23 protein-coding genes and 1 tRNA gene are annotated in these 20,583 nt (G+C 73.0%); 12 read left to right on the top strand and 12 right to left on the bottom strand.

Annotation, left to right across the window (positions count from 1 at the left end; translation table 11 throughout):
- Nucleotides 1-42 precede the first annotated feature (42 nt).
- Nucleotides 43-1,437 carry a hypothetical protein gene (locus N8I86_RS13100; RefSeq protein WP_073893560.1) on the bottom strand — a complete coding sequence of 465 codons (1,395 nt, stop codon included), beginning with the start codon at nucleotides 1,435-1,437 and terminating at the stop codon, nucleotides 43-45.
- Nucleotides 1,438-1,689: 252 nt separating this feature from the next.
- Here N8I86_RS13100 and N8I86_RS13095 point away from each other — a divergent pair.
- Nucleotides 1,690-1,761, top strand: a tRNA-Val gene (locus N8I86_RS13095).
- Between the two features lie 47 nt (nucleotides 1,762-1,808).
- Here the strand turns inward: N8I86_RS13095 and N8I86_RS13090 are convergent.
- Both N8I86_RS13090 and N8I86_RS13085 read right to left on the bottom strand, forming a co-directional pair.
- The gene (locus N8I86_RS13090) at nucleotides 1,809-2,153 is read right to left on the bottom strand and encodes a hypothetical protein (protein ID WP_073893557.1); all 345 of its coding nucleotides are present in this window, start codon (nucleotides 2,151-2,153) and stop codon (nucleotides 1,809-1,811) included.
- Between the two features lie 104 nt (nucleotides 2,154-2,257).
- Nucleotides 2,258-3,157 carry a ketopantoate reductase family protein gene (locus tag N8I86_RS13085; protein WP_263277826.1) on the bottom strand — a complete coding sequence of 300 codons (900 nt, stop codon included), beginning with the start codon at nucleotides 3,155-3,157 and terminating at the stop codon, nucleotides 2,258-2,260.
- Between the two features lie 93 nt (nucleotides 3,158-3,250).
- Between N8I86_RS13085 and N8I86_RS13080 the strand changes: the two genes are divergently transcribed.
- The 3 genes from N8I86_RS13080 to N8I86_RS13070 all read left to right on the top strand — a co-directional run bounded on the left by N8I86_RS13080 (nucleotide 3,251) and on the right by N8I86_RS13070 (nucleotide 4,923).
- Nucleotides 3,251-3,496 carry a DUF2277 domain-containing protein gene (locus N8I86_RS13080; protein WP_079192453.1) on the top strand — a complete coding sequence of 82 codons (246 nt, stop codon included), beginning with the start codon at nucleotides 3,251-3,253 and terminating at the stop codon, nucleotides 3,494-3,496.
- Between the two features lie 244 nt (nucleotides 3,497-3,740).
- Entirely contained in the window at nucleotides 3,741-4,199 is a 459-nt protein-coding gene (locus tag N8I86_RS13075) for a DoxX family protein (RefSeq protein ID WP_073893553.1), read from the top strand.
- A 109-nt stretch (nucleotides 4,200-4,308) separates the two neighbouring features.
- Nucleotides 4,309-4,923, top strand: a complete 615-nt coding sequence (locus N8I86_RS13070; RefSeq protein ID WP_073893550.1) for a DedA family protein — start codon at nucleotides 4,309-4,311, stop codon at nucleotides 4,921-4,923.
- A 117-nt stretch (nucleotides 4,924-5,040) separates the two neighbouring features.
- On the opposite strand, the gene N8I86_RS13065 is transcribed toward N8I86_RS13070, so the two are convergent.
- Nucleotides 5,041-5,685: an HNH endonuclease family protein gene (locus N8I86_RS13065; RefSeq protein WP_073893547.1), complete on the bottom strand. Its 645-nt coding sequence runs from the start codon at nucleotides 5,683-5,685 to the stop codon at nucleotides 5,041-5,043.
- Nucleotides 5,686-6,060: 375 nt separating this feature from the next.
- On the opposite strand from N8I86_RS13065, the gene N8I86_RS13060 reads away from it, so the two are divergent.
- Both N8I86_RS13060 and N8I86_RS13055 read left to right on the top strand, forming a co-directional pair.
- Nucleotides 6,061-6,642 (top strand): TMEM165/GDT1 family protein, encoded by a 582-nt coding sequence (locus tag N8I86_RS13060; RefSeq protein WP_073893544.1) that lies wholly within the window; start codon nucleotides 6,061-6,063, stop codon nucleotides 6,640-6,642.
- Between the two features lie 206 nt (nucleotides 6,643-6,848).
- Nucleotides 6,849-7,517, top strand: a complete 669-nt coding sequence (locus N8I86_RS13055; protein WP_263277825.1) for an HAD-IA family hydrolase — start codon at nucleotides 6,849-6,851, stop codon at nucleotides 7,515-7,517.
- Nucleotides 7,518-7,541: 24 nt separating this feature from the next.
- On the opposite strand, the gene N8I86_RS13050 is transcribed toward N8I86_RS13055, so the two are convergent.
- Nucleotides 7,542-8,210, bottom strand: coding sequence for a peptidoglycan-binding domain-containing protein (locus N8I86_RS13050; RefSeq protein WP_263277824.1), 669 nt, complete (start codon nucleotides 8,208-8,210; stop codon nucleotides 7,542-7,544).
- A 918-nt stretch (nucleotides 8,211-9,128) separates the two neighbouring features.
- On the opposite strand from N8I86_RS13050, the gene N8I86_RS13045 reads away from it, so the two are divergent.
- Complete coding sequence (locus N8I86_RS13045) at nucleotides 9,129-11,168, top strand: MDR family MFS transporter (protein WP_073893540.1); 2,040 nt, start codon at nucleotides 9,129-9,131, stop codon at nucleotides 11,166-11,168.
- Here the strand turns inward: N8I86_RS13045 and N8I86_RS13040 are convergent.
- Nucleotides 11,152-11,670, bottom strand: coding sequence for a GNAT family N-acetyltransferase (locus N8I86_RS13040; RefSeq protein ID WP_198960397.1), 519 nt, complete (start codon nucleotides 11,668-11,670; stop codon nucleotides 11,152-11,154). The genes N8I86_RS13045 and N8I86_RS13040 overlap by 17 nt on opposite strands.
- Before the next feature lie 172 nt (nucleotides 11,671-11,842).
- On the opposite strand from N8I86_RS13040, the gene N8I86_RS13035 reads away from it, so the two are divergent.
- Together N8I86_RS13035 and N8I86_RS13030 are read left to right on the top strand one after the other, a co-directional pair.
- Nucleotides 11,843-12,523 carry a hypothetical protein gene (locus N8I86_RS13035; RefSeq protein ID WP_073893535.1) on the top strand — a complete coding sequence of 227 codons (681 nt, stop codon included), beginning with the start codon at nucleotides 11,843-11,845 and terminating at the stop codon, nucleotides 12,521-12,523.
- A 400-nt stretch (nucleotides 12,524-12,923) separates the two neighbouring features.
- Nucleotides 12,924-13,223, top strand: coding sequence for a hypothetical protein (locus N8I86_RS13030; RefSeq protein WP_263277823.1), 300 nt, complete (start codon nucleotides 12,924-12,926; stop codon nucleotides 13,221-13,223).
- Here the strand turns inward: N8I86_RS13030 and N8I86_RS13025 are convergent.
- Nucleotides 13,212-13,649, bottom strand: coding sequence for a DnaJ family domain-containing protein (locus N8I86_RS13025; protein ID WP_073893529.1), 438 nt, complete (start codon nucleotides 13,647-13,649; stop codon nucleotides 13,212-13,214). The two genes, N8I86_RS13030 and N8I86_RS13025, sit on opposite strands and share 12 nt — an antisense overlap.
- Nucleotides 13,650-13,773: 124 nt before the next feature.
- On the opposite strand from N8I86_RS13025, the gene N8I86_RS13020 reads away from it, so the two are divergent.
- The gene (locus N8I86_RS13020) at nucleotides 13,774-14,166 is read left to right on the top strand and encodes a hypothetical protein (RefSeq protein WP_073893526.1); all 393 of its coding nucleotides are present in this window, start codon (nucleotides 13,774-13,776) and stop codon (nucleotides 14,164-14,166) included.
- 13 nt (nucleotides 14,167-14,179) lie between these two features.
- On the opposite strand, the gene N8I86_RS13015 is transcribed toward N8I86_RS13020, so the two are convergent.
- The 4 genes from N8I86_RS13015 to N8I86_RS13000 all read right to left on the bottom strand — a co-directional run bounded on the left by N8I86_RS13015 (nucleotide 14,180) and on the right by N8I86_RS13000 (nucleotide 18,178).
- Nucleotides 14,180-14,851: an O-methyltransferase gene (locus N8I86_RS13015; RefSeq protein ID WP_073893523.1), complete on the bottom strand. Its 672-nt coding sequence runs from the start codon at nucleotides 14,849-14,851 to the stop codon at nucleotides 14,180-14,182.
- Between the two features lie 62 nt (nucleotides 14,852-14,913).
- Nucleotides 14,914-16,014, bottom strand: coding sequence for a DUF2330 domain-containing protein (locus N8I86_RS13010; protein WP_073893520.1), 1,101 nt, complete (start codon nucleotides 16,012-16,014; stop codon nucleotides 14,914-14,916).
- A 103-nt stretch (nucleotides 16,015-16,117) separates the two neighbouring features.
- Nucleotides 16,118-17,491: a glycine betaine/L-proline transporter ProP gene (gene proP, locus N8I86_RS13005; RefSeq protein ID WP_263277821.1), complete on the bottom strand. Its 1,374-nt coding sequence runs from the start codon at nucleotides 17,489-17,491 to the stop codon at nucleotides 16,118-16,120.
- A 285-nt stretch (nucleotides 17,492-17,776) separates the two neighbouring features.
- Nucleotides 17,777-18,178: an ATP-binding protein gene (locus tag N8I86_RS13000; protein ID WP_241840935.1), complete on the bottom strand. Its 402-nt coding sequence runs from the start codon at nucleotides 18,176-18,178 to the stop codon at nucleotides 17,777-17,779.
- Between the two features lie 92 nt (nucleotides 18,179-18,270).
- Between N8I86_RS13000 and N8I86_RS12995 the strand changes: the two genes are divergently transcribed.
- Complete coding sequence (locus N8I86_RS12995) at nucleotides 18,271-19,098, top strand: helix-turn-helix domain-containing protein (RefSeq protein ID WP_123438032.1); 828 nt, start codon at nucleotides 18,271-18,273, stop codon at nucleotides 19,096-19,098.
- Nucleotides 19,079-19,267: a DUF397 domain-containing protein gene (locus N8I86_RS12990; protein WP_263277820.1), complete on the top strand. Its 189-nt coding sequence runs from the start codon at nucleotides 19,079-19,081 to the stop codon at nucleotides 19,265-19,267. Before N8I86_RS12995 ends, N8I86_RS12990 begins: the two co-directional genes overlap by 20 nt.
- On the opposite strand, the gene N8I86_RS12985 is transcribed toward N8I86_RS12990, so the two are convergent.
- Nucleotides 19,251-20,420 carry a steroid 3-ketoacyl-CoA thiolase gene (locus N8I86_RS12985; RefSeq protein ID WP_263277819.1) on the bottom strand — a complete coding sequence of 390 codons (1,170 nt, stop codon included), beginning with the start codon at nucleotides 20,418-20,420 and terminating at the stop codon, nucleotides 19,251-19,253. The genes N8I86_RS12990 and N8I86_RS12985 overlap by 17 nt on opposite strands.
- Between the last annotated feature and the right edge of the window lie 163 nt (nucleotides 20,421-20,583).

Raw genomic sequence — 20,583 nt, 5'->3', positions numbered from 1 at the left:
TCAATATCCGCCCGCCCGACCCCACCCGGCAACACAGGAACCTCAGTGAGCGCCGCCGCGCTCCTCCCGGATCTGCGCCACCACCCGTGCCACCGCCTGCCGTACCGCGTCCGTCTCGGTCAGGAAATGCCAGTAGTCCGGATGGCGTCCCTCCAGCGTCCCGATCGCCCGCTCCAGCCGGCCCACCGCGTCGTCCAGCGGCCGGGCATGCCGCGGATCCGGGTTCGTCCGCCCCGTCATCGCCAGCCGCTGCGCGTCCCGGATCGCGAACCGGGTGCGCTCGATCTCCGCCTGCGGATCCTTCTGCACCGCGTTCAGCCTGGTCAGCCGCTCACCCGCGGCCGACACGGCCTCGTCCGTGCCGTTCAGCAGAGCCCGTACCGTCGACAACAGCGACGTCGCGTCCGCCCAGCGCTGGGCGTCCCGCGCCGTCTGCGCCTCGCGCAGCTTCAGCTCGGCCTGCCGCACGTTCTCCCCGGCCTGCCCCGGCACCTGCTGGAGGTCCTGCCAGCAGGCGGCCGCGAACCGGCGCCGCAACTCGCTCAGCACCGGCTCCACCTGCCCGGCCCGCGTCGTCAGCGCCTGCGCCCGGGTCCGCAGCGACACCAGCCGGTGATCGATCTCGCCGGCCTTCTCCGGCAGCCGCTCCGCCTCGGCCCGGATCGTCCCGGCCTCCCGCTGCACCCGCTCGGCCCGCTCCAGCGTCGCCGCCACCCCGTGCTGACCCGCACCCTGGTTCAGCCGGGTCAGCTCCGGCGACAACGAGGCCAGCCGCGCCGCGAGATCATCGGCCCGCAGCCCCTTCTCCCGCACGGAGTCCAGCGCGTTGCTCGCCGCGAGCAGCGACTGCCGGGCCCGCTCCACGGCGGGCGCCAGCCGGGCCAGCTGCGTCTCGGCCTTGCCGAGCAGCGGCCCCAGCGAACCACCGAACCGGTCCAGTTCCTGCTTGACCCGCACCAGCTCGTCCTTGGCCGCGCTCAGCTGCGCACGCGCCCGGGACGCCGCCGCGGCCTCCAGATCGTCCCGGTCGAGGTCATGGGCGTCGACCGCCTGGATGTAGTTCTGACTGACCTCGTCGATACGGCGGCCCAGCGCCTCGAAGTCGGAGACGGCACGACGGGCGGCCGGGGAGTCGTCCACGGCCGTGATCGTCTCGATGGAGATCCTCAGATCCCGCTGGGCGGTGTCGAGTTCGTAGAACGCGGCCGCCGCCGCGTCCTTCGCCGCCTGCGCCTCCGCCCGCTGGCCCTCCGACCGCCCGCCGAACCAGCGCCGGGTGCCCCCGCCGGCGAACGCGGCGGACAGCCCCAGCGCGGCCAGCACCGGCAGGCTCATCAGGGTCAGGGAGTCGCGCAGGGCCGTGGGCCGGCGCGGGGGGCGCGCGGCGGACGACGGTGGGTACGGCTGCTTCGATGGCGTGCCCGGTGTCGCCGTCACATCCCTCTCCCGTGCTGTGCTTCGCCCTGGGTGGTGTCATTCTCCCACCCGTTGAAGACGAACACACGGGCCGGTCAGTTCGCACCGCACACCGCGACTTTGCCGCCGGAGGGCGCCGCGGGCGGCCGTACTCGCAGCCGTCGGAGTCGAGCGTGCGGCCGGGCGAAGGGTGCGGCCTTTACGCGTTTGCCGTCCACCGGGCCCGGCAAGGTACTCTGTCCACTCCTCCTGGGCTCGCCGCCCGGGTGTTCAGGGTGCGTAGCTCAGGGGTAGAGCGCCTGCCTTACAAGCAGGATGTCGGCGGTTCGAAACCGTCCGCGCCCACCGGTCGGCCCCTCGGAGTTGTCTCCGGGGGGCCGTTCTCGTCGGTGTCAGGGGTGCTCCCGCGGGGGCTCGGCGTGGGCGTGCTTCAGCTTGGAGCGGGCTTCCGGCCGGTCCGGGGTCGCGACCTCGGACCAGAAGCGGTGCGTGCTCACGAACACCGCCAGTTCGTGCTCGCGGCGCCGCAGCTTCTCCACCTCGGCCTGCTCGTCCGCCGTCCAGCCCGGGGAGGCGGGCCGCTCCACCTTGCGCCAGCCCGTGTCGTCACTGAAGCCCTCCCTCGGCTCGACCGACCACGGCAGCCGCTTGAGCAGGGCCGAGAGCTCGGCCCGGACCTGATGCAGCTCCTCCTGGCCGGCGAGGAGGTCACTGGGGAATTCATAGGTCGTAGCCACCCGGCAATGGTACGCCTGTTCGATTTTGGGTGGCGAGCTCGTTCCTGGGGTTCGGGGGGCGATTCAGCCGAACGAGTGGTCGCCCCTCCGGACCGGTTCCGGTGTCAGTGACCGGCGTCCCGCAGTTCTCGTACGAGCCGCTCGGCCACCGGTGCCGGCACGCCGTGCCGCTCGGCCGCGCGCAGCAACGCCCCGCCGATGGCGTCGAGTTCGAGCGGACGGCCCGCCTCGGCGTCACGTTGCATGGACGACTTGGCGCCGGGCGGGAAGGCGTCGTAGCGGGCCAGCGCCCGGGCGGGGTCGGCGGGGGCGCCGCAGGCCCGGCTGACGGCGGCGGTCTCGGCGACCAGCGCCTCCAGTTCGTCGCGGTGCCGGGTGCGGACCTCGCCGAGCGGCAGGCCGTACCGGGTGGTGAGCAGGGCGAAGGGGGCGAGGAAGGCCATCTTGGCCCACAGGGTCGCGGTCTCGTCCCCGGTCGTGCGGGCGGTCGGGCCGGCCGCGTCGAGGAGGGCGGCGAGCGCGTCGAGCCGGTCGCGGGGGACGGCGTCGCCGGCGAGGTCGATCTCGGTGAACGGGCTGCCGTGTTCGATCACGCCCGGGGCGACCCTGGTGGACTCCACGCGGATCACGGCCGGGGCGACCCGGTCGGCGCGGTACCGGGCGCGCAGGGCGGCGGGGTGTTCGACGCCGTTCAGGAGCGGTACGACCAGGGCGTCGCCCAGAGTGGCGGGCGGGATCCGGGTGAGGGCCGCGTCGAGTGCGGTGTGCTTGACGGTGATCAGGCAGGCGTCCACCTCCTCGCGCAGTTGGGTGTCCGCCTCGACGGGAGCGGTGAACTCCCCGAACTGGGCGCTGCGGACGGTGATTCCGGTGCGGCGCAGGACGTCCGCGGTGTCTTCCCGGGCCAGGCAGAGGACGCGGTGGCCGGAGCGGGAGAGGAGGGCGGCGAGGAGGCCGCCCGTGCCGCCGGGGCCGAGGACGGCCACGGTGCGCTGGTTCGCCATGAGGCTGTTCCTTTCGACGGTCGGCCCCGGGAGTCGGTGGCCGCCTTCGGCGCGATCATCCCAGGGCCGGGCGGGCTGCGTGAGACTGGGGGCATGTGCCGGAGTATCAAGACGCTGCGTCCGCCCGTCCTGCCCGAAGAGGCCACGGACGAGGACATTCACGCCGCCGCGCTGCAGTACGTGCGCAAGGTCTCGGGCTTCCGGGCCCCCGCCGCGCACAACCGCGAGGTCTTCGACCGGGCGGTGGAGGCCGTCGCCCGGGCCACGGCGGAGCTGCTCGGCGGGCTGGAGGTGAAGGGGCAGCGGGTGCGCGAGCGTTCCGCGGAGGACGTGGCCTGACCCTCTGACGCCTCCACAGGCCCTCTGTCTCGTGTGCGGAGGGCCGCTTTCGCATGTCCTCGCGAGGGGCGAGCGCGCCGGGGCGTGCCGAGGGCGGGTGCCGCGGGATGGCCAAATCTTGAACTTGCAAGCATTGATTAGGTTCACCTAACCTGGGCCCCTCGTTCGGTACCGCCGACCCCCCACGGCCGGCCATCAGACGTCCCCTGGCCGGTCCGACCGACACCGAAGAGGAGACCCCCTCATGTCCACGCGCCTCGATTCCGCTCAGCCCTATGCCCTCGGGCTCTTCCGCATCGTGATCGCCCTGCTCTTCGCGGTGCACGGCGCCGCCTCGCTCTTCGGTGTCCTCGGCGGCGCCGCGGGGACGGACGGCGGCACCGTCGCGGCCGGTACCTGGCCCGCCTGGTACGCGGCGGTGATCCAGCTCGTCGCCGGCGGGCTGGTGCTCCTCGGCCTCGGCACCCGCGCGGCCGCGCTCATCGCCTCGGGCTCGATGGCGTACGCCTACTTCGACGTCCACCAGCGGGCCGCCCTGTGGCCCATCCAGAACGGCGGCGAGCTGCCCGCCCTCTTCTGCTGGGGGTTCCTGCTGCTGGTGTTCACCGGCTCCGGCGCCTTCGGTCTCGACCGGCTGGTCGGCCGGCGTACGGCGGCGGCGGGCGGGTCCGCCGCGGAGCGGGCGCCGGTGGCGGCGGCCTGAGCCGTGGCCGCGGCTGTCGCGCGTCGGTCGCACACGCCCCCTGGGCACCCGTTGTCACACCCCCGGCGTACGCTGTATGGCTGTCGACGGGGGATCAAGGGGAGTCGTGGTGTTCGAGAGCGTGGGGTCCATCGCGGCCGGGCCGTGGATCTATGCCGTGGTGGCCCTGTCGGTGCTGCTCGACGTGTTCCTGCCGGTGCTGCCGAGCGGTGTGCTGGTGATCACGGCCGGTACCGCGGCGGCCGCGGGTTCGGGCGCGGCGGCGGGTGCCGTCCCGCACGACGTGCCGGACACCCTGGCCCTGATCCTCTCGGCGGCGACCGCGTCGGTCCTCGGTGACCTGGTGGCGTACCGGCTGGCCTGGCGGGGCGGGGAGCGTCTGGACCGGGCGATAGCCCGCTCGCGTCGGCTGACCACCGCGCAGGAACGTCTCGGCGACGCCTTCGCGCGGGGCGGTGGTGCGCTGGTGGTGCTGGCGCGCTTCGCGCCGGCGGGCCGCTCGGTCGTGTCGTTCTGCGCGGGCGCCGCCCATCGCCGCGTCCGCGACTTCCTGCCCTGGTCGGCCCTGGCCGGCCTGTGCTGGGCGGCGTACAGCGTCGCCCTCGGTTACTACGGCGCCCAGTGGCTGGGCGCGACCTGGGTGGCGACGGGTGTCTCGGTGGCCGCGCTGTTCGCGGCCGGTGCGGCGGCGGGCTTCCTGATACGCCGCCGCCCGGCCTCCTGACGGAGCCCGGGCCGCCGGCCGCGGTGGCTGCCCGGCGGACCGCGGGGAGCCGTGCGGCCGGCGTACGGCGGGCTCGGGGTTCCGTGCCCGCCGCCGGTTCGCCGCCGGTGGCGAGGGTCAGCAGCCGGCCAGGTAGTTGGTCAGGGCGCTCTTCTCGGCGGAGTCGACCGAGAGGTTGTAATAGTACTTCACCTGCACCCAGGCGCGGACGTAGGTGCACCGGTACGCGGTGCGCGACGGCATCCAGGTGGCCGGGTCCTGGTCGCCCTTGGCCTGGTTCACGTTGTCGGTGACGGCGAGGAGCTGGGGCCGGGTGACGTCGTTGGCGAAGGCCTGGCGCTGGGCGGTGGTCCACTTGCTCGCGCCGGAGTCCCAGGCCTCGGCGAGCGGGACGAGGTGGTCGATGTCGACGTCGGAGGCGGCGCTCCAGGTCGCGCCGTCGTACGGCGAGTACCAGCTGCCGCTCTGGGCGACGCAGGCGGAGTCGGTGACGACGTTCGTGCCGTCGCGCTTGAGGATGTACTCGCGGGTGTTGCAGGTGCCGCTGATGGTGATCCAGGTCGGGAACAGGTCGCGGTTGTAGCCGGTGCGGTTCTCGGTGGCCACGGTGAGCTGGGCGAGGTAGCCGCGGGCGGTGGCGCCGCTGACCGGGGTGGGCAGGGCGGCCGAGGCGTTCGGGGAGTTGAGGAGGGCGGCGGAGGCTATCAGGCCGGTGAGGGCGGCGAGTATGCTCAGGCGTCGACGCGCGTAGAGTTTCGGCATGCGAACTCCCTTGTGGGGTGGGGGTGTTGGGGCGCGGGCGAGGGAATGCTCGCGAGGCCGTGTTGCCGGAGGGTGAGCGCTCGGTGAGAAACTAGTGACATGTTCATGTCACTACAAGGTGTGGGGCGCAACTTTCGCGTCCCGTACTATGGGCGGTGCAGAAGGGGAGTAGCTCTTCGCCGGACCGTCGACATACTGCTCAGCGAGCCTGAGCCGGCGCCCGGAGGCGGACCTCGTGCAGGCCGCCAGCGAGACCTTCGGCAAGCAGTGCACGCCCCTGCCCCCGGCACGGGCGCAGAGTGCGCTGCCGTGCCGAGGTGTGTTCGCGTGATGTACCGCACTCTCGGTGGGGCAGCCCCGACCGATTGAGGGACCTTGATCAGCATCACCGTGACGGCGCTCGTCTTCGGCGTCATCTTCCTCGCCGAACTGCCGGACAAGACCGCGCTCGCCGGTCTCGTCCTCGGCACGCGCTACCGCGCCTCGTACGTCTTCGCGGGCGTCGCCGCCGCCTTCCTGCTGCACGTGGTGCTCGCCGTCGCGGCGGGCAGCGTGCTGACCCTGCTGCCGCAGCAGATCGTGCACGCGCTCACCGGTGTCCTCTTCCTCGGCGGCGCCGCGGTGCTGCTGCTGAAGAAGGACGACGGCGAGGAGGAGATCAGGAAGCCCGCCGACCAGTCCTTCTGGAAGGTCGCGGGCACGGGCTTCATGCTCATCCTGGTCGCCGAGTTCGGTGACCTCACGCAGATCATGACGGCCAACCTGGCCGCCCGTTACGACGACCCCGTCTCCGTCGGTCTCGGCGCCGTGCTCGGCCTGTGGGCCGTCGCCGGTCTCGGCATCGTGGGCGGGAAGGCACTGATGCGGCGGGTGCCGCTGCGGCTGATCACGCAGATCGCGGCCCTGCTGATGCTGGGTCTCGGCGTGTGGAGCCTCTTCGAGGCCGTGGCGGGCTGATCCGCGAGGCCGTGGCCGAGCTGAACGGTGGGTGAACCCTTCCGGGGGTCGGTGGCGCAACCCGCCCCCGGTTTTGTACCGTGGAGGAACAAAGTGGCTCCCGCCCGTTCTCCCTGACCGGCGGGCGGGGCCGCCTTGTCCCCTCCGGATCCCCGGGGGCCCAGGGGGGCCGCCCGTACGACCCTCGCCCGCGCTTGGAGCTGCCGATGCCGGCCACCGCCACGCCCACCGTCCTCACCGCCCGAGCCCTCCTGCTCGACATGGACGGCACCCTCGTCGACTCGGACGCCGTGGTCGAGCGGATCTGGCGGCGCTGGGCCGAGCGGCACGGGCTGGACGGCGACGCGGTGATGAAGGTCGTGCACGGCAGGCAGGGGCACGCCTCCATGGCCGTGCTGCTGCCCGAGCGGCCCGTGGCGCAGAACCTCGCCGACAACGCCCGCATGCTCGCGGAGGAGACGGCGGACATGGACGGCGTGGTCGAGGTCCCCGGCGCGGGCGTCTTCCTCGCCGCGCTGCGCGGCCTCCCGCACGCCCTGGTGACCTCCGCCGACGTCGCCCTGTCCACGGCCCGCATGCACGCGGCCGGGCTGCCCCTGCCCGACGTCCGGATCACCGCGGAGTCGGTCGGCGCGAGCAAGCCCGATCCCGAGGGCTTCCTGAAGGGCGCCGCCGAGCTGGGCGTCGACCCGGCCGACTGCGTCGTGTTCGAGGACTCCGGCGCCGGTATCGCCGCGGGTCGCGCCGCGGGGATGCGGGTGGTGGGCGTCGGTCCGCGCGCCGGTGTCCACGGGCCCGACGTCGTCGTGCCCGACCTCACGCGGGTGAGCGTCCGGGGGGCGGCCGACGGGACGATCCGGCTGCACGTCGGCTGACGCGGCGGCCCGTACGTCCCGTGCCTACGGCTGCGACGTCTCCGCCTCCAGGCTCGCCCGGGTCGGCGGACCGTAGACCCCGAAGTCGTCGCCGGTGATGCCCCGGGCCAGCTGGTAGGTGCGCACGCCGTCCTCGACGGAACGGTTGAAGACACCGTCGACCTCGCCGACGTAGAGGTTCAACTGCCGCAGCCGCTGCTGAAGTTCGGTGACCTCGGGGCCCTTGTCGCCGCGACGCAGCACCGGGGCGGGTACCGGGGTGCCCAGCGGGCTCGCGGAGATCGTCGCGGTCGTCTCGGTGGGGGAGGCGGAGGCGGACGCGCCGTGGGACGCGGACGGACTCGGCGACGGCGACGGCGAGCCCGACGGGCTGCTCGACGAGGGCGAAGGGGAAGGGGTCCGCGAGGGCGACCGGGGCGCGACCGGCGTACCGGGTGCCTTCGTGGACGGCGTGCCCGGTGTGCCGACGTCCGGGACGCCCTGCCGGACCTCCTGGGCCGCCTGGTCCCGGGACGGGGCGTGGTACGAGAACACCCCGCTCGCGAGTCCGGCCGCCGTCACGACGGCCACGCCGGCACCGGCGACCACCATCAGCACGGTGCGCCGCGACCGCCGCCGCCCGCTCTCTCCCCGCCCACCGGAGGCCGCCGGTCCGGCTGCGCCGTCCGCCGCGGAACTCCGGGCACCGTCCACGCCGTCCTCGGCCGCCCCGCCGCCCGCGGACCCCCGAGAGCCGACCGTCCCTGCGCCGCCGGACCGTGCTGTCGCGGAGGTGCGAGCCGTGGACGTCCGGGGGTCGGTGGTCCCGGCCGGGCTCGGCCCATGGATTCCGGTCGGAGGGGCCGCGCCGTCGGCGCCGTCCGGGCCGCCGGCTGTCGACGCCCGGGCGCCGGCCGACCCGGCGCCGCCCGGCCCGTCGGCCCCGGATCCTCGCGGAGCGGTCGGGCCGACGTCGCCGGGCCGTGCCGTTGTCGAGGTCCGAGCGTCGGCGGGGCCGGGTCCGCCCGGCCCGGGCTCCCGGGGAGTGCCCGGGTGGGCGCCGGTGGGTGGTGGTGCGGTGGTCCCGGCCTCCGGGGCCGGGCGGGGCTCCGCGTCCGGCGGCGGTCCGGGGCGGGTGCCCGTCCCGGGGGCGGCCGACGCGTGCGACGGGGACGGCCCGGGGTGCTGCCCGGCGGCGGGCGAGGACGGCTCGCCGTACGCCCGGGTGCCGGGCAGCGGCCCGGGCTGCTCCGTGCTCCCCGGAGCGCCGGACGACCCCGCCTCCGCACCCGGCGCCGCGCGCCCTCGGGGCGGGCGTGGTCTCTCCACGTCGATGTAGGGACGTATCCGCAAGGGGTCGAAGTCCCCGGCCGCCGCCGCCTCGGCCGAGCGGGCCTCGTGCAGGGCCTCGGCCGTCCGCTCGGTGCAGTCGCAGGTCGGGGTGCGGTCGGGTCCCCTCGGCACCCCGCACTCCGGGCAGGTACGGCCCTCGGAATCAGTCACGCGTTCGTCCCCTCCCCTCACGAAATTCAGAGACTATGCGGATCTCCTTCACATCCGCAGGACTCGACAGGCCATAAACGGTGACACCGATCACGATGGAAGAGGTGCACCGAGCCCCGGGAGGTCTCCATGGCCCTGGACACGCACGGCGCGGCGAAGGACGCGAAAGAGAGCGAACACGTTCAGGGCAGCGTGTTCGTTCCGATCGGCGCCCTGCTGCTCGGCCTGCTGCTCGCCGCCCTCGACCAGACGATCGTGTCGACGGCGCTGCCCACCATCGTCAGTGATCTCGGCGGACTCGAGCATCTGTCCTGGGTGGTCACCGCCTATCTGCTGGCCTCGACCGCCGCCACCCCGCTGTGGGGCAAACTCGGCGACCAGTACGGCCGCAAGCGGCTGTTCCAGACGGCCGTCGTGATCTTCCTGATCGGCTCGGCGCTGTGCGGCATGGCGCAGGACATGCCGCAGCTCATCGCCTTCCGGGCGCTGCAGGGCCTGGGCGGCGGCGGGCTGATGGTGCTGTCGATGGCGATCGTCGGGGACCTCGTGCCACCCCGGGAACGGGGGCGCTACCAGGGGCTGTTCGGTGCCGTGTTCGGCGCGACCAGTGTGCTGGGACCGCTGCTCGGCGGGCTGCTCACCGAGCATCTGAGCTGGCGCTGGGTGTTCTACGTCAACCTGCCCGTCGGCATCGTCGCGCTCGTGGTGATCGCCGCCGCCCTGCACATCCCGCGCCGCACCGCCCACCACGTCATCGACTACCTCGGCACGTTCCTGATCGCCGCGGTCGCCACCTGCCTGGTGCTCGTGGCCTCCCTCGGCGGTACGACGTGGGCGTGGGGCTCGGCGCAGATCATCGGGCTGTGCGTGCTGGGCGTCCTGCTCGCCGTGGCGTTCGTCGCCGTGGAGCGGCGGGCCGCCGAACCGGTGCTGCCACTGAAGCTGTTCGGCATCCGCACCTTCTCCCTCGCCGCCGTCATCAGCTTCATCGTCGGCTTCGCCATGTTCGGCGCGATGACCTACCTGCCGACCTTCCTCCAGGTGGTGCACGGCATCTCGCCCACCCTGTCGGGCGTGCACATGCTGCCCATGGTGGTCGGGCTGCTGCTGTCCTCCACCGTGTCCGGGCAGATCGTCAGCCGCACCGGCCGCTGGAAGGTCTTCCCGCTGACCGGCACCGCCGTCACCGCCATCGGCCTGCTCCTGCTGCACCGGCTGGACGAGCACAGCTCCACCACCGAGATGAGCGTCTACTTCTTCGTCTTCGGTCTCGGACTCGGCCTGGTCATGCAGGTCCTGGTGCTCATCGTGCAGAACGCCGTCTCCTACGAGGACCTGGGCGTCGCCACCTCCGGCGCCACCTTCTTCCGGTCCATCGGCGCCTCCTTCGGCGTCGCCATCTTCGGCACGGTCTTCGCGAGCCGCCTCGGCGACAAGCTCGCCGCCGCCTTCCGCGGGGTCGCCCTGCCGCCCGGCGTCGCCGCGACCACCCTGGAGTCCGACCCCCGGGGCATCGCCACGCTGCCCCCCGCGCTGCGCCCGGCCGCCCTGCACGCCTACGCGTCCGCCATCACCGACGTCTTCCTGTACGCCGCGCCCGTGGCCGCCCTAGGCTTCCTGCTGGCCTGGTTCCTGAAGGAGGACCGGCTGCGCGGCTCGGTCACCGCGCCCGACGTCTCCGAGACCATCCCGCCCAACCCGGTCCAGCGCTCCTCCTACGACGAGGTGTGCCGCGCCCTGTCCCTGCTCGGCACCCGCGAGGGCCGCCAGGAGATCTACCGGAAGATCACCGAACGGGCCGGCTACGACCTGCTGCCCGAGTCCAGCTGGCTGCTGCTGCGCGTCCGCAGGTACGGCTCGGTCGAACCCGGTGTGCTCGCCGAACGCAGCCCCGTCCCGCTCCAGGTGGTCATGGCCGCCGCCCGCCAGGTGGAGGAGCGGCACCTGGGCCGCCGCGAGGGCCTGGACCTGGTGCTGACCGACAGTGGACGCGAGGTCGCCGAACGGCTCGCCCAGGCCCGTGAGGACTCCCTGGCCGAGCTGCTGGGCGACTGGTGGCAGCCGGGCCGCTCGACCGACCTGAGCCAACTGGTCAGGGAACTCACCGGTGAACTGTGCGGCGCCGAGCGGGAACGCCCCCACGACACCACGGTCACGAGGAGCGGGTGACCGGCTCCGAAGTCCCGAGCTCCTTGCGGAACCAGTGCTCGGCGTAGACGTCGTCGTTGTGCCGGCCGGTCTCGGTGTAGCCGAGGCGGGCGTACAGCGCGCGGGCCTCGACCAGGTCCGAGCGGGTGTCGAGGACGATCCGCCGGGCTCCGAGGGCGCGGGCGGCCTCCTCGGCGGCCGCCACCAGCGGCGCGGCACCGCCGGTGCCGCGCCGTCCCTCCAGCACGAACACCCGGGTGAGTTCCGCCGTGTCCGGGTCCAGCAGCCGTACGCCCGCCGAGCCGGCCGGTTCCCCGTCGTACCGGCCGATCAGCAACCGGCCCCGCGGCGGCCCCAGTTCGGATCCGGTGCGCGCGGCGATCTCCCGCTCCAGCTCGTCCGGGTCGGTGCGGCGCCCCTCGTGCAGCAGATACCAGCGGTCGCTGACCTCGGTGTAGTACGCCCGCCACAGCGCGGCGGCGGCCGGGGAGTCGTACGGTTCCGGGGCGATCGTCCATGTCATGGCGGCCATTCTGGGACGCCGGCGGGCACCCCGCGCAACCGGATATGCGGGGCCGGCCGCGGCGCGGAGCCGGGCGCGGCCGCCGGTGCAACACCCGCCGTTTGTCGGGCCACTTCCGGGTCACACGAAGGAAGAACCGGCCAGCAGGGCCGGTCCGACCCGGAAGGGAACCATGTCCACAGGTCTGATCATTCTGTTGATCGTGATCGCGGCGGTCGTGGTCGTCGGCGCGGCCCTGGTCCTCGGCCGCGGGCGGCGCGGCGGCGCGAGTCTCAAGCGGCGCTTCGGGCCCGAGTACGAGCGGACCGTGGCCCGGCACGACGGCGACACCAAGGCCGCCGAGCGGGAACTGACCGAGCGCGTCGAACGCCACGGCGACCTGCGGGAGCGGCCGTTGGGCGAGGACGAGCGCGAGCGGTACGCGGCCCGCTGGACGGCCGTGCAGGAGCACTTCGTCGAGTCGCCGCGCGGTGCGGTGGCCGAGGCCGACCGGCTGCTCGCCGAGCTCGCCGCCGACCGCGGGTACCCCGACGGCGAGCGTTACGAGGAGCAGCTCGCCGCGCTCTCCGTGCACCACGCCGGCCACGTCGACGGCTACCGGCAGGTGCACCGGATGGCCCGCACCGGCGCGGACGGCGATGCGGGTGGGAACGGCGGCGGCACCGAGGAACTGCGGACGGCCCTGATGGGCGCCCGCGCCCTCTTCGACGAACTGACCGGCTCCCACGCGGACGGCGGCCGCCGCCGTGCGCCCGCGGGCTCGGCGACGCAGCCGGCCGGGACGCCCAGCCATGCGCACGGCCGCTCCCACACCCCGTGGGCGCTGCACCGGAGCCGACCGAAGGAGAGTTGAGCGGCATGAAGGACACGACGACCGGCCCCCGAGACGAGCGCCACTCCGCCGCAGGCCTCACCCGGCCGCCGCACGACGAGCGGACCCCGGAGGGCCGCACCCCGGACGGTCCCCGGCCGGAGAAGCACCTGACCGGCGAACCGGCCCCCACGAAACCGCGGACGGCCGCCTCCCCGGCCCCGGCGGCGAGGGCACGACCGCCGACGGCCGGGCCGCCGCCACCGCCCCGGCCGGTGACCGGTCGGCGGGCATCGCGGCACAGCCGCTGCCCGGACACGGCTCGGCGCACGGTTCCGAGGGGCCGCGGCCCGGCACGGAGGGTCCGGCCGCGCAGACGCCCGGCAGGACCACCCGTGCCGCGGCCGAGGGCGTCAAAGAGAGCACCACCGCCCCCTCCGGCGTGGGCGCGCCGCTGCTCGCGCACGAGGAGGCGGACCGCTGGGAGCAGCGGATGCACCAGGTGCTCGCCGGGTTCGTGGAGGAGCCGCGGACGGCCGTCGAGGAGGCCGACCGGGCGCTGGAGGAGATCGCCGAGCGGTTCACCGAGGCCGTGACCCGGCGCCGCCGCACCCTGCGCACGTCCTGGCAGGGCGCAGAGCGCACCGACGGACACGGTCCCGACGCCGGCGGCGACACCGAGCAGCTGCGGCTGGCCCTGCGCGACTACCGGGAGCTGGCCGGACGCCTGCTACACGTCTGACGTTCCCGGCACCTCACCCGTGGCGGCAGCCCTGCGCTGCCGCCACTCGCGTACGACCGCTTCGACGTCGTACGGCTTCTTCCCCAGCGGGGGGCCGGGCGGCGGCTTGAACATCATGTCGCGGATCTTGACGTTGACGTCCTCGACGATCTTCCGCGCGATCCGCTCCGAGGGAGCCGCGTAGGCCGCGACGAGGGCGTCCTCGGCCTCCTTGCGCAGCGCGAGTGCGGGCGGCAGCACGGCCAGCCCCTCGCGGGCCATCTTCCGTCTGACCCACCACAGTTCGTCGTAGCCCGACTCGAGTTCGGCGGGCAGCGGCTCGCCCGCCCCCGGCAGCCGCTCGAACTCCCCGCGCGCCTGCGCGTCGCGGATCTGCCTGTCCACCCAGGACTCGAACGGGACGCCCGGTGGCTTTCGCTCGGTCATGAGCCCATTGTGCCGGACGCCGCCCGGCCGGGCGTTTTATCATTCGGCGGCGGTACGGCGATCCGGCCACCGCACCAGGACGTACGGACGCTGCGGCCGCATCACAGCTTCAGGGGGAACAGGCGTGCTCGAACTCACCATGGCCACCGTCTCCGGCGAGGACGCCGGCGCCACCGCGGGAATGACGATGGCCGACGCACCCTCCGAGCCGGGTGCCGCGCTGCGGGTCGGCCGCGACGCCTCCGTGTGCCGGCTGGTCACTCCCGACGACTGGCTCTTCATCTCCCGGGTCCACCTGGAGTTCCTGTGCGGGGCCGACGGTGCCTGGCAGCTGACCTGGCTGCGCGGCTCGCAGGCCGACCCGGCGTCCGAAGTGCGGGTGATCGTCGGGGAGTACACCCAGCCCCTGGTCTACGGCGGGAGCGTCGTCCTGCCGCACGGCGGGTCCGGCGAGATCGTCGTCCAGGACCGCACCGCGCCGCGCAGCGTCAACGTGGGTTTCTACCACGAGGCGTGACCCCCGGCCGGGTTCAGCCGAGCACCCGGGCCAGCGCGAAGCCGTCGTAGCCCTTGCTGCCGACCGTCTGGATCGCGGCGCCGCTCAGCCGCGGATGGGTCGCGATCAGGTCGATCGCGGCCCGGGTGCCGACCACGTCCGGCTCGGTGCTGGCCTCGTCGACGACCCGGCCGCCGCGTACCACGTTGTCCACGACGATCAGGCTGCCGGCGCGGGTCAGGCGCAGCGCCCACTCCACGTAGTGGGCGTTGTTGGCCTTGTCGGCGTCGATGAAGACGAGGTCGAAGGGGGCCGGGTTCTCGTCGGCGAGCTTGGGCAGCGACTCCAGGGCCGGACCCACCCGCACCTCCGTGATCCGCTCCAGGCCCGCCCGCGCGAGGTTCCGGGTGGCCACCTCGGCGTGCTTGGCGCTGTACTCCAGCGAGATCAGCCGGCCGTCCTCGGGCAGCGCGCGGGCCAGCCAGATCGTGCTGTACCCGGCGAGCGTGCCGATCTCCAGGATGGTGCGCGCGCCCTGCACCTGCGCGAGCAGCTGCAGGAACTTGCCCTGGGCGGCCGTGACCCCGATGGGCGGCAGCCCGGCGGCCGCACTGTCGGCCAGCGCCAGCTGGAGCGCTTCGTCGTCGGGGGAGAGGTGGCTGATGAAGTAGTCGTCGACGTCGTCCCAGAGCTGCGACCCGCTCATGCGTCTGCTGCCTTTCCGGAGTGTCTTCCCGAGGCTGTTCGGACCTGCCCAGGTCGATGATCTCAGCCGGACGGCGCGGACGGGGCCACCGGCGGCGGGGGAGTCACCGGCCGCTTCGCGTGCCGTACGACGGCCACGGCGACGGCCGCGACCACCGTGAGCAGAACGCCCCCGACCGTCAGCAGCCAGGCCGGGATACCGGCGATCCGGCGCAGTTCGCCGTCGACGATCACCTGCCGGACCGGGGTGTCGGCGGCGGCGCGGCGCAGTTCGTGGTCGCCGGAGATGCGCGCGGGGTCGGGGAACCGCTGGGTGAACGCCGTCAGGTAGGGCGTGCCGGCGGACAGCTCGCCCAGGGCGCCGTCGTGCGGGGCGAGCCTGCCCGCGAAGACGACCCGGGGCGGCGCCCCGCCGATCGCCGTGCGGGTCTCCATGCGGTGCGCGGCCAGGACGTACAGGCCGAGCGACTGCGGGGTGCGGGCCAGGCGGGACAGCCGCATCGGGTAGACGGGCCGGTCGGCGTCGAAGGTGAGGTGCAGCGGGTCCAGGGCCCCGTGCAGCGGGGTGCCGCCGGCGCGGGGGGCGAGCCGTACGGCGACGTACTCCCAGTGCCGGTCGACGTACGGCCGCAGCGCGGTCTTCAGCCGGGCCGGCAGGGAGAAGCCGTGACGGTGCAGCCAGTCGCCGAGGGCGGCCGGGTCGGTGGCGGTCAGCCGGGCCACGTCGAACGGCCCGAGTCGCTGCCGGCCGACCACCGAGACGCCGCCCGCGGCGGGGAGCGCGCCGTCGGCGGCCAGGTCGCGGTCGGCGAAGGGCCAGTCCCCGGTGCCCGGCCAGAAGTGGTAGCGGGTGCGGTGCACGGGGGCGACGGCCTGGGCGAGCTGGTCGAAGAGGGCCGGGTCGCCCAGCCGGACGGTCGCCCGGTGCGGGACCGGCATGATCCAGGCGGCGTGCGCGGCGTCACCGCCGACCGTCAGCCGCATGACGATCTGTTCGCGGCGGCCGTCCCAGCGCAGGACGGACTGCTCGTCGGAGACGGCGATCCGCCGGGACGCGTCCGGGATCATCGCGCCGCATCCGCAGGCGTACGCGGGGGCGATGAACCAGCTCAACTGGATGCCGAGCAGGGCGAGAACGGCGACGAGTATCCGGCCACGGGTCACAGCGCTACAGACGGTGCGCGTGGGGAAACGGTTCCGGCCCGTCCGACGACGACGGGCCCGCGGCCGGGGTACGGCCACGAGCCCGAGAACCGCTCGGCGGTGCCTACCGCTGTTCCACGGACGGCGCCGAGCCGGGCAGCGGACGGCCCGCCGACTCCGACATGCGCCACACGGCGAAGCCGCCCACGACGGCCGCGGCCATCATGTAGTACGCGGGCATCATCATGTTGCCCGTCGCGCCGATCAGCGCGGTGACCACCAGCGGCGTCGTACCGCCGAACAGCGACACGGACACGTTGAAGCCGATGGACAGCGAGCCGTAGCGCACCCGGGTCGGGAAGAGCGCGGGCAGCGCGGCCGGCATGGCCGCGGTGAAGCAGACCAGCAGCAGACCGAGCGCGCCCATGCCGAGCGCGACCGCGACGAGGCTGCCCTGGCGGATCAGCAGGATCGCCGGGACGGACAGGAGCAGGAAGCCCGCGCAGCCGGCCGCGATCACCGGACGGCGGCCCACCCGGTCGGTCAGAGCGCCCGCGAACGGCTGGACGATCATCATCATCGCCATCACACCGAGCACGACCAGCAGCCCGTGCGTCTCGTCGTACTTCAGCTCACTGGTGAGGTAGCTCGGCATGTACGACAGCAGCATGTAGTCGGTGACGTTGAAGACCAGCACCAGGCCCATGCACAGCAGCAGCGCCTTCCACTGGCCCGCGACCATCTCGCGCAGCGGCACCTTCGGCCGGGAGGCCTCCGCCTTCTCGACCTCCGCCGCGAACGCCGGGGTCTCCTCCAGCCGCATCCGCAGGTAGAGGCCGATGATGCCCATCGGGCCCGCGATCAGGAACGGCACGCGCCAGCCCCAGGAGAGCAGGTCGTCCGTGGACAGCAGCGCCGTCATCAGGGTGACCAGGCCCGCGCCGCCGATGTAACCGGCGAGCGTGCCGAACTCCAGCCAGCTGCCGAAGAAACCGCGCTTCTTGTCCGGCGCGTACTCGGCGATGAACGTCGAGGCGCCCGCGTACTCGCCGCCGGTGGAGAAGCCCTGCACCAGCCGGGCGGCCAGCAGGAGCAGCGGCGCGCCGACGCCGATCGTCGCGTACGACGGGATCAGGCCGATGGCGAACGTGCCCGCCGCCATCATGATCATCGTGAGGGCGAGCACCTTCTGGCGGCCCACGCGGTCGCCCAGCGGACCGAAGACCATGCCGCCCAGCGGGCGGACCAGGAAGGCCGCGGCGAAGGCGCCGAACGTCGACAACAGCTGGGCGGTCGGGTTGCCCGAAGGGAAGAAGACCTTGCCCAGGGTGACCGCGATGTAGCTGTAGACACCGAAGTCGAACCACTCCATCGCGTTGCCGAGCGCGGCCGCCTTCACGGCGCGCTTGACCAGCGCGGGGTCGGTGACGGTGACGTCCTGGGCCTTGCGGGCCCGGGGGATCTTCAGGGACGGGGAGACGGCTGTGACGGTCGCCAAAACGAGGCTCGCCTACCTTTCGACGGGGACAGGTACGCGGCCCGGACGGCGGCGATGACGTGCGACGGGCCGAAAATCGACCATAGGCCGACTTGCGCCCCTTACGTCGTGTATGCACATCGATGCATAGTGCAGCTAAAGGGCGTGTATGCAGGTACGACTGCCCATTCGCGCGGCGGTATGCCATCCGCTTCCTGTGATCCTTGTCGCGCCGCCGCCGTGGAACCGCAGCGCCCGCGCGCTGCGGTTATCCGGACAGAGTGGCATATAAGGTGCAGGGCTCTCTCAGAGGTCCCCGCACTCGAACCACACCGTCTTGCCGCCCCCGCCCCACGGTGTCACGCCCCACTTCCCCGTCAGGGCGTCGAGCAGGGCCAGCCCCCGCCCGCTCTCCGCCTCGGGGTCCGGCTCGTCCGGCATCGAAGGCAGGCGGCGGAAGCCGTCGGTGACCTCCACCCGCACCCCCGCCGTGCGCCGGGCCACCACGACCGTGCAGCGGCGGTCCGGGACGTGCCGTACGACGTTGGTCACCAGTTCGCTCACGCCCAGCTCCACGGCGAACGTCAGCTCCGCCAGTCCCCACTCACGCAGCAGCGAGCGGACGATCCGGCGGATGTGCTGCACCGAGTGCTCGCCGACGGTGAGGTGCAGGCGGTACTGGGGGGTGCGCGGAATGTTGAGTTTCACGGTACGAGGCTGACCTCGCCTCACTACTCTGGGCTACAGATCGGATACAACGCGTCCGGCTGTGGACCGAGTTGTCTGGGAGGGGACCGTCCGTGGCCCACATCAACACCCTCGACCCCGGCGCCTCGCCGCTCGACTACTACGGCTTCGAACTCCGCCGCCACCGGGAGGCGGCGGGGCTGACGCAGCGGCAGCTGGGGGACATCGTCAATTACACCGGGTCACTGGTGGGACAGGTGGAGACGGCGCGGAAGGTGCCGACGCCGGAGTTCAGTGAGCGGGTCGACATGGCGCTCGGGACGGGCGGGTTGCTTTCGCGGCTGGTCGACCTGGTGCTGCGCAGTCAGCTTCCGGCGTGGTTCCGGGAGGTGGCGGAGTTGGAGGCACGGGCGATCGAGATCTGCACCTTCCAGACCCATGTGATCCACGGCCTGCTCCAGTCCGCGTCTTACGTTCGTTCGGTGCTCGGAGTGCTCGATCAGGTCAACCTCGGGGACCGTACCGCTGTGCGGCTGGCTCGCCAGCGCATCTTCGAGAAGGGGGAGCCACCGGTCTTCTGGATGGTGCTCGGTGAGGCCGCGTTGTACCAGGAGATCGGCGGGCGCGAGGCCATGCGGGAGCAACTGGCCAAGCTGTTGTCCCTGGAGGGGGACCCTCGGGTCAATGTGCAGATCCTGCCGTTCGCGGCTGGGGAACATGCCGGACTGCAAGGCCCGTTCACCGTCTTCCGCTTTGCCGGCGATCCCCCCATCGTCTACACGGAGAGCTACAGCAGCGGGCATCCGACCGCGAATCCGGACACCGTCAAGGACTGCTCGCTCCGATACGATCATCTTCGAGCCGCCGCGCTCTCGATCAAGGACTCGGCGGGGCTGATCCGGCGCGTGATGGAGGACCGCTATGGAGAGCAAGTGGCGTAAGTCCAGCTACAGCGGAGACCAGGGCGGGGAGTGCGTCGAGGTCGCCGAGTTGGCGGAAGCCACTGTCGCTCTCCGCGACTCCAAGAACCCGGCGGGACCGATCCTCACGATCGCCCCCGCCACCTTCACCCGCTTCATCGCCTGGACGTCGGCTACATCCGCTGAATGATCGTCCCGGTCGCCAAACCGCCGCCCGCGCACATCGTGATCAGCGCGAACTCCTTGTCGCTGCGCTCCAGTTCGTGGAGCGCGGTGGTGATCAGACGGGCGCCCGTCGCGCCGACGGGGTGACCCAGCGCGATCGCACCGCCGTTGACGTTGACCTTCTCCAGGTCCTGCTCGAAGACCCGGGTCCAGCTGAGCACGACGGACGCGAAGGCCTCGTTGATCTCCACGAGGTCGATGTCCTTGAGGGACATGCCCGCCTTGCCGAGCACGGCCTTCGTCGCGTCGATCGGCCCGTCCAGATGGAAGTGCGGGTCGGCGCCCACGAGGGCCTGCGCCACGATCCGCGCCCTCGGCCTCAGCTTCAGCGCACGCGCCATCCGCTTCGACGCCCACATGACCGCCGCCGCGCCGTCGGAGATCTGCGAGGAGTTGCCGGCGGTGTGGACGGCCGTGGGCATGACCGGCTTCAGCCCGGCCAGCGCCTCCATGGAGGTGTCCCGCAGCCCCTCGTCCCGGTCCACCAGGCGCCACATGCCCTGCCCCGCGTGCTGCTCCTCCTCGGTGGTGGGGACCTGCACGGCGAAGGTCTCCCGCTTGAAGCGCTCCTCGGCCCAGGCGTGGGCGGCACGCTCCTGGGACAGCAGGCCCAGCGCGTCCACGTTCTCCCGGGTCAGGCCGCGGTGCCGGGCGATCCGCTCGGCCGCCTCGAACTGGTTGGGCAGGTCGACGTTCCACTCGTCCGGGAACGGCTTGCCCGGCCCGTGCTTCGAGCCCGAGCCCAGCGGCACCCGGGACATCGCCTCGACCCCGCAGCTGATCCCGACGTCGATCACGCCCGCGGCGACCATGTTGGCCACCATGTGCGAGGCCTGCTGGGAGGAGCCGCACTGGCAGTCCACCGTCGTCGCCGCGGTCTCGTAGGGAAGGCCCATGGCCAGCCAGGCCGTGCGCGCGGGGTTCATGGACTGCTCGCCGGCGTGGGTCACCGTGCCGCCGACGACCTGCTCGACCGCGTCGGCGGGGATGCCGGTACGGCCGAGGAGTTCACGGTAGGTCTCGCCCAGGAGGTAGGCGGGGTGCAGATGGGCGAGCGCACCGCCGCGCTTGCCGATCGGGGTCCGTACGGCTTCGACGATCACGGGTTCGGCGGCCATGGGCGCGGGTCCTCTCCGAGGCTCGGCTCCGGAACTAGTACGCGTTCTAGTTCTGCCTGAAGTCTGCGGAGGCGGCGCCCGTCACCGCAAGGGTCTTGCAGGTCTTGAAGTCGCCATCTGCACGAATTTCGCACGCAATTGGGGCGGCGGAATGTCTTGCGAC

Origin of the sequence: Streptomyces albidicamelliae (genome assembly GCF_025642175.1) — a bacterium.
Lineage (GTDB): Bacteria > Actinomycetota > Actinomycetes > Streptomycetales > Streptomycetaceae > Streptomyces > Streptomyces albidocamelliae.
Note: the sequence above shows the minus strand (reverse complement) of the source record. Positions and strands in the feature narration are given on the sequence as shown.

Excerpts from the sequence above, each read along its gene's own strand:
- N8I86_RS13075 (WP_073893553.1), top strand. The coding sequence starts at position 3,741 with ATGTCCACGCGCCTCGATTCCGCTCAGCCCTATGCCCTCGGGCTCTTC.
- N8I86_RS13040 (WP_198960397.1), bottom strand. The coding sequence starts at position 11,670 with ATGACATGGACGATCGCCCCGGAACCGTACGACTCCCCGGCCGCCGCC.
- N8I86_RS13085 (WP_263277826.1), bottom strand. The coding sequence starts at position 3,157 with ATGGCGAACCAGCGCACCGTGGCCGTCCTCGGCCCCGGCGGCACGGGC.
- N8I86_RS13045 (WP_073893540.1), top strand. The coding sequence starts at position 9,129 with ATGGCCCTGGACACGCACGGCGCGGCGAAGGACGCGAAAGAGAGCGAA.
- N8I86_RS13065 (WP_073893547.1), bottom strand. The coding sequence starts at position 5,685 with ATGCCGAAACTCTACGCGCGTCGACGCCTGAGCATACTCGCCGCCCTC.
- N8I86_RS13035 (WP_073893535.1), top strand. The coding sequence starts at position 11,843 with ATGTCCACAGGTCTGATCATTCTGTTGATCGTGATCGCGGCGGTCGTG.
- N8I86_RS12985 (WP_263277819.1), bottom strand. The coding sequence starts at position 20,420 with ATGGCCGCCGAACCCGTGATCGTCGAAGCCGTACGGACCCCGATCGGC.
- N8I86_RS13015 (WP_073893523.1), bottom strand. The coding sequence starts at position 14,851 with ATGAGCGGGTCGCAGCTCTGGGACGACGTCGACGACTACTTCATCAGC.
- N8I86_RS13025 (WP_073893529.1), bottom strand. The coding sequence starts at position 13,649 with ATGACCGAGCGAAAGCCACCGGGCGTCCCGTTCGAGTCCTGGGTGGAC.
- N8I86_RS13080 (WP_079192453.1), top strand. The coding sequence starts at position 3,251 with ATGTGCCGGAGTATCAAGACGCTGCGTCCGCCCGTCCTGCCCGAAGAG.
- N8I86_RS12990 (WP_263277820.1), top strand. The coding sequence starts at position 19,079 with ATGGAGAGCAAGTGGCGTAAGTCCAGCTACAGCGGAGACCAGGGCGGG.
- N8I86_RS13055 (WP_263277825.1), top strand. The coding sequence starts at position 6,849 with ATGCCGGCCACCGCCACGCCCACCGTCCTCACCGCCCGAGCCCTCCTG.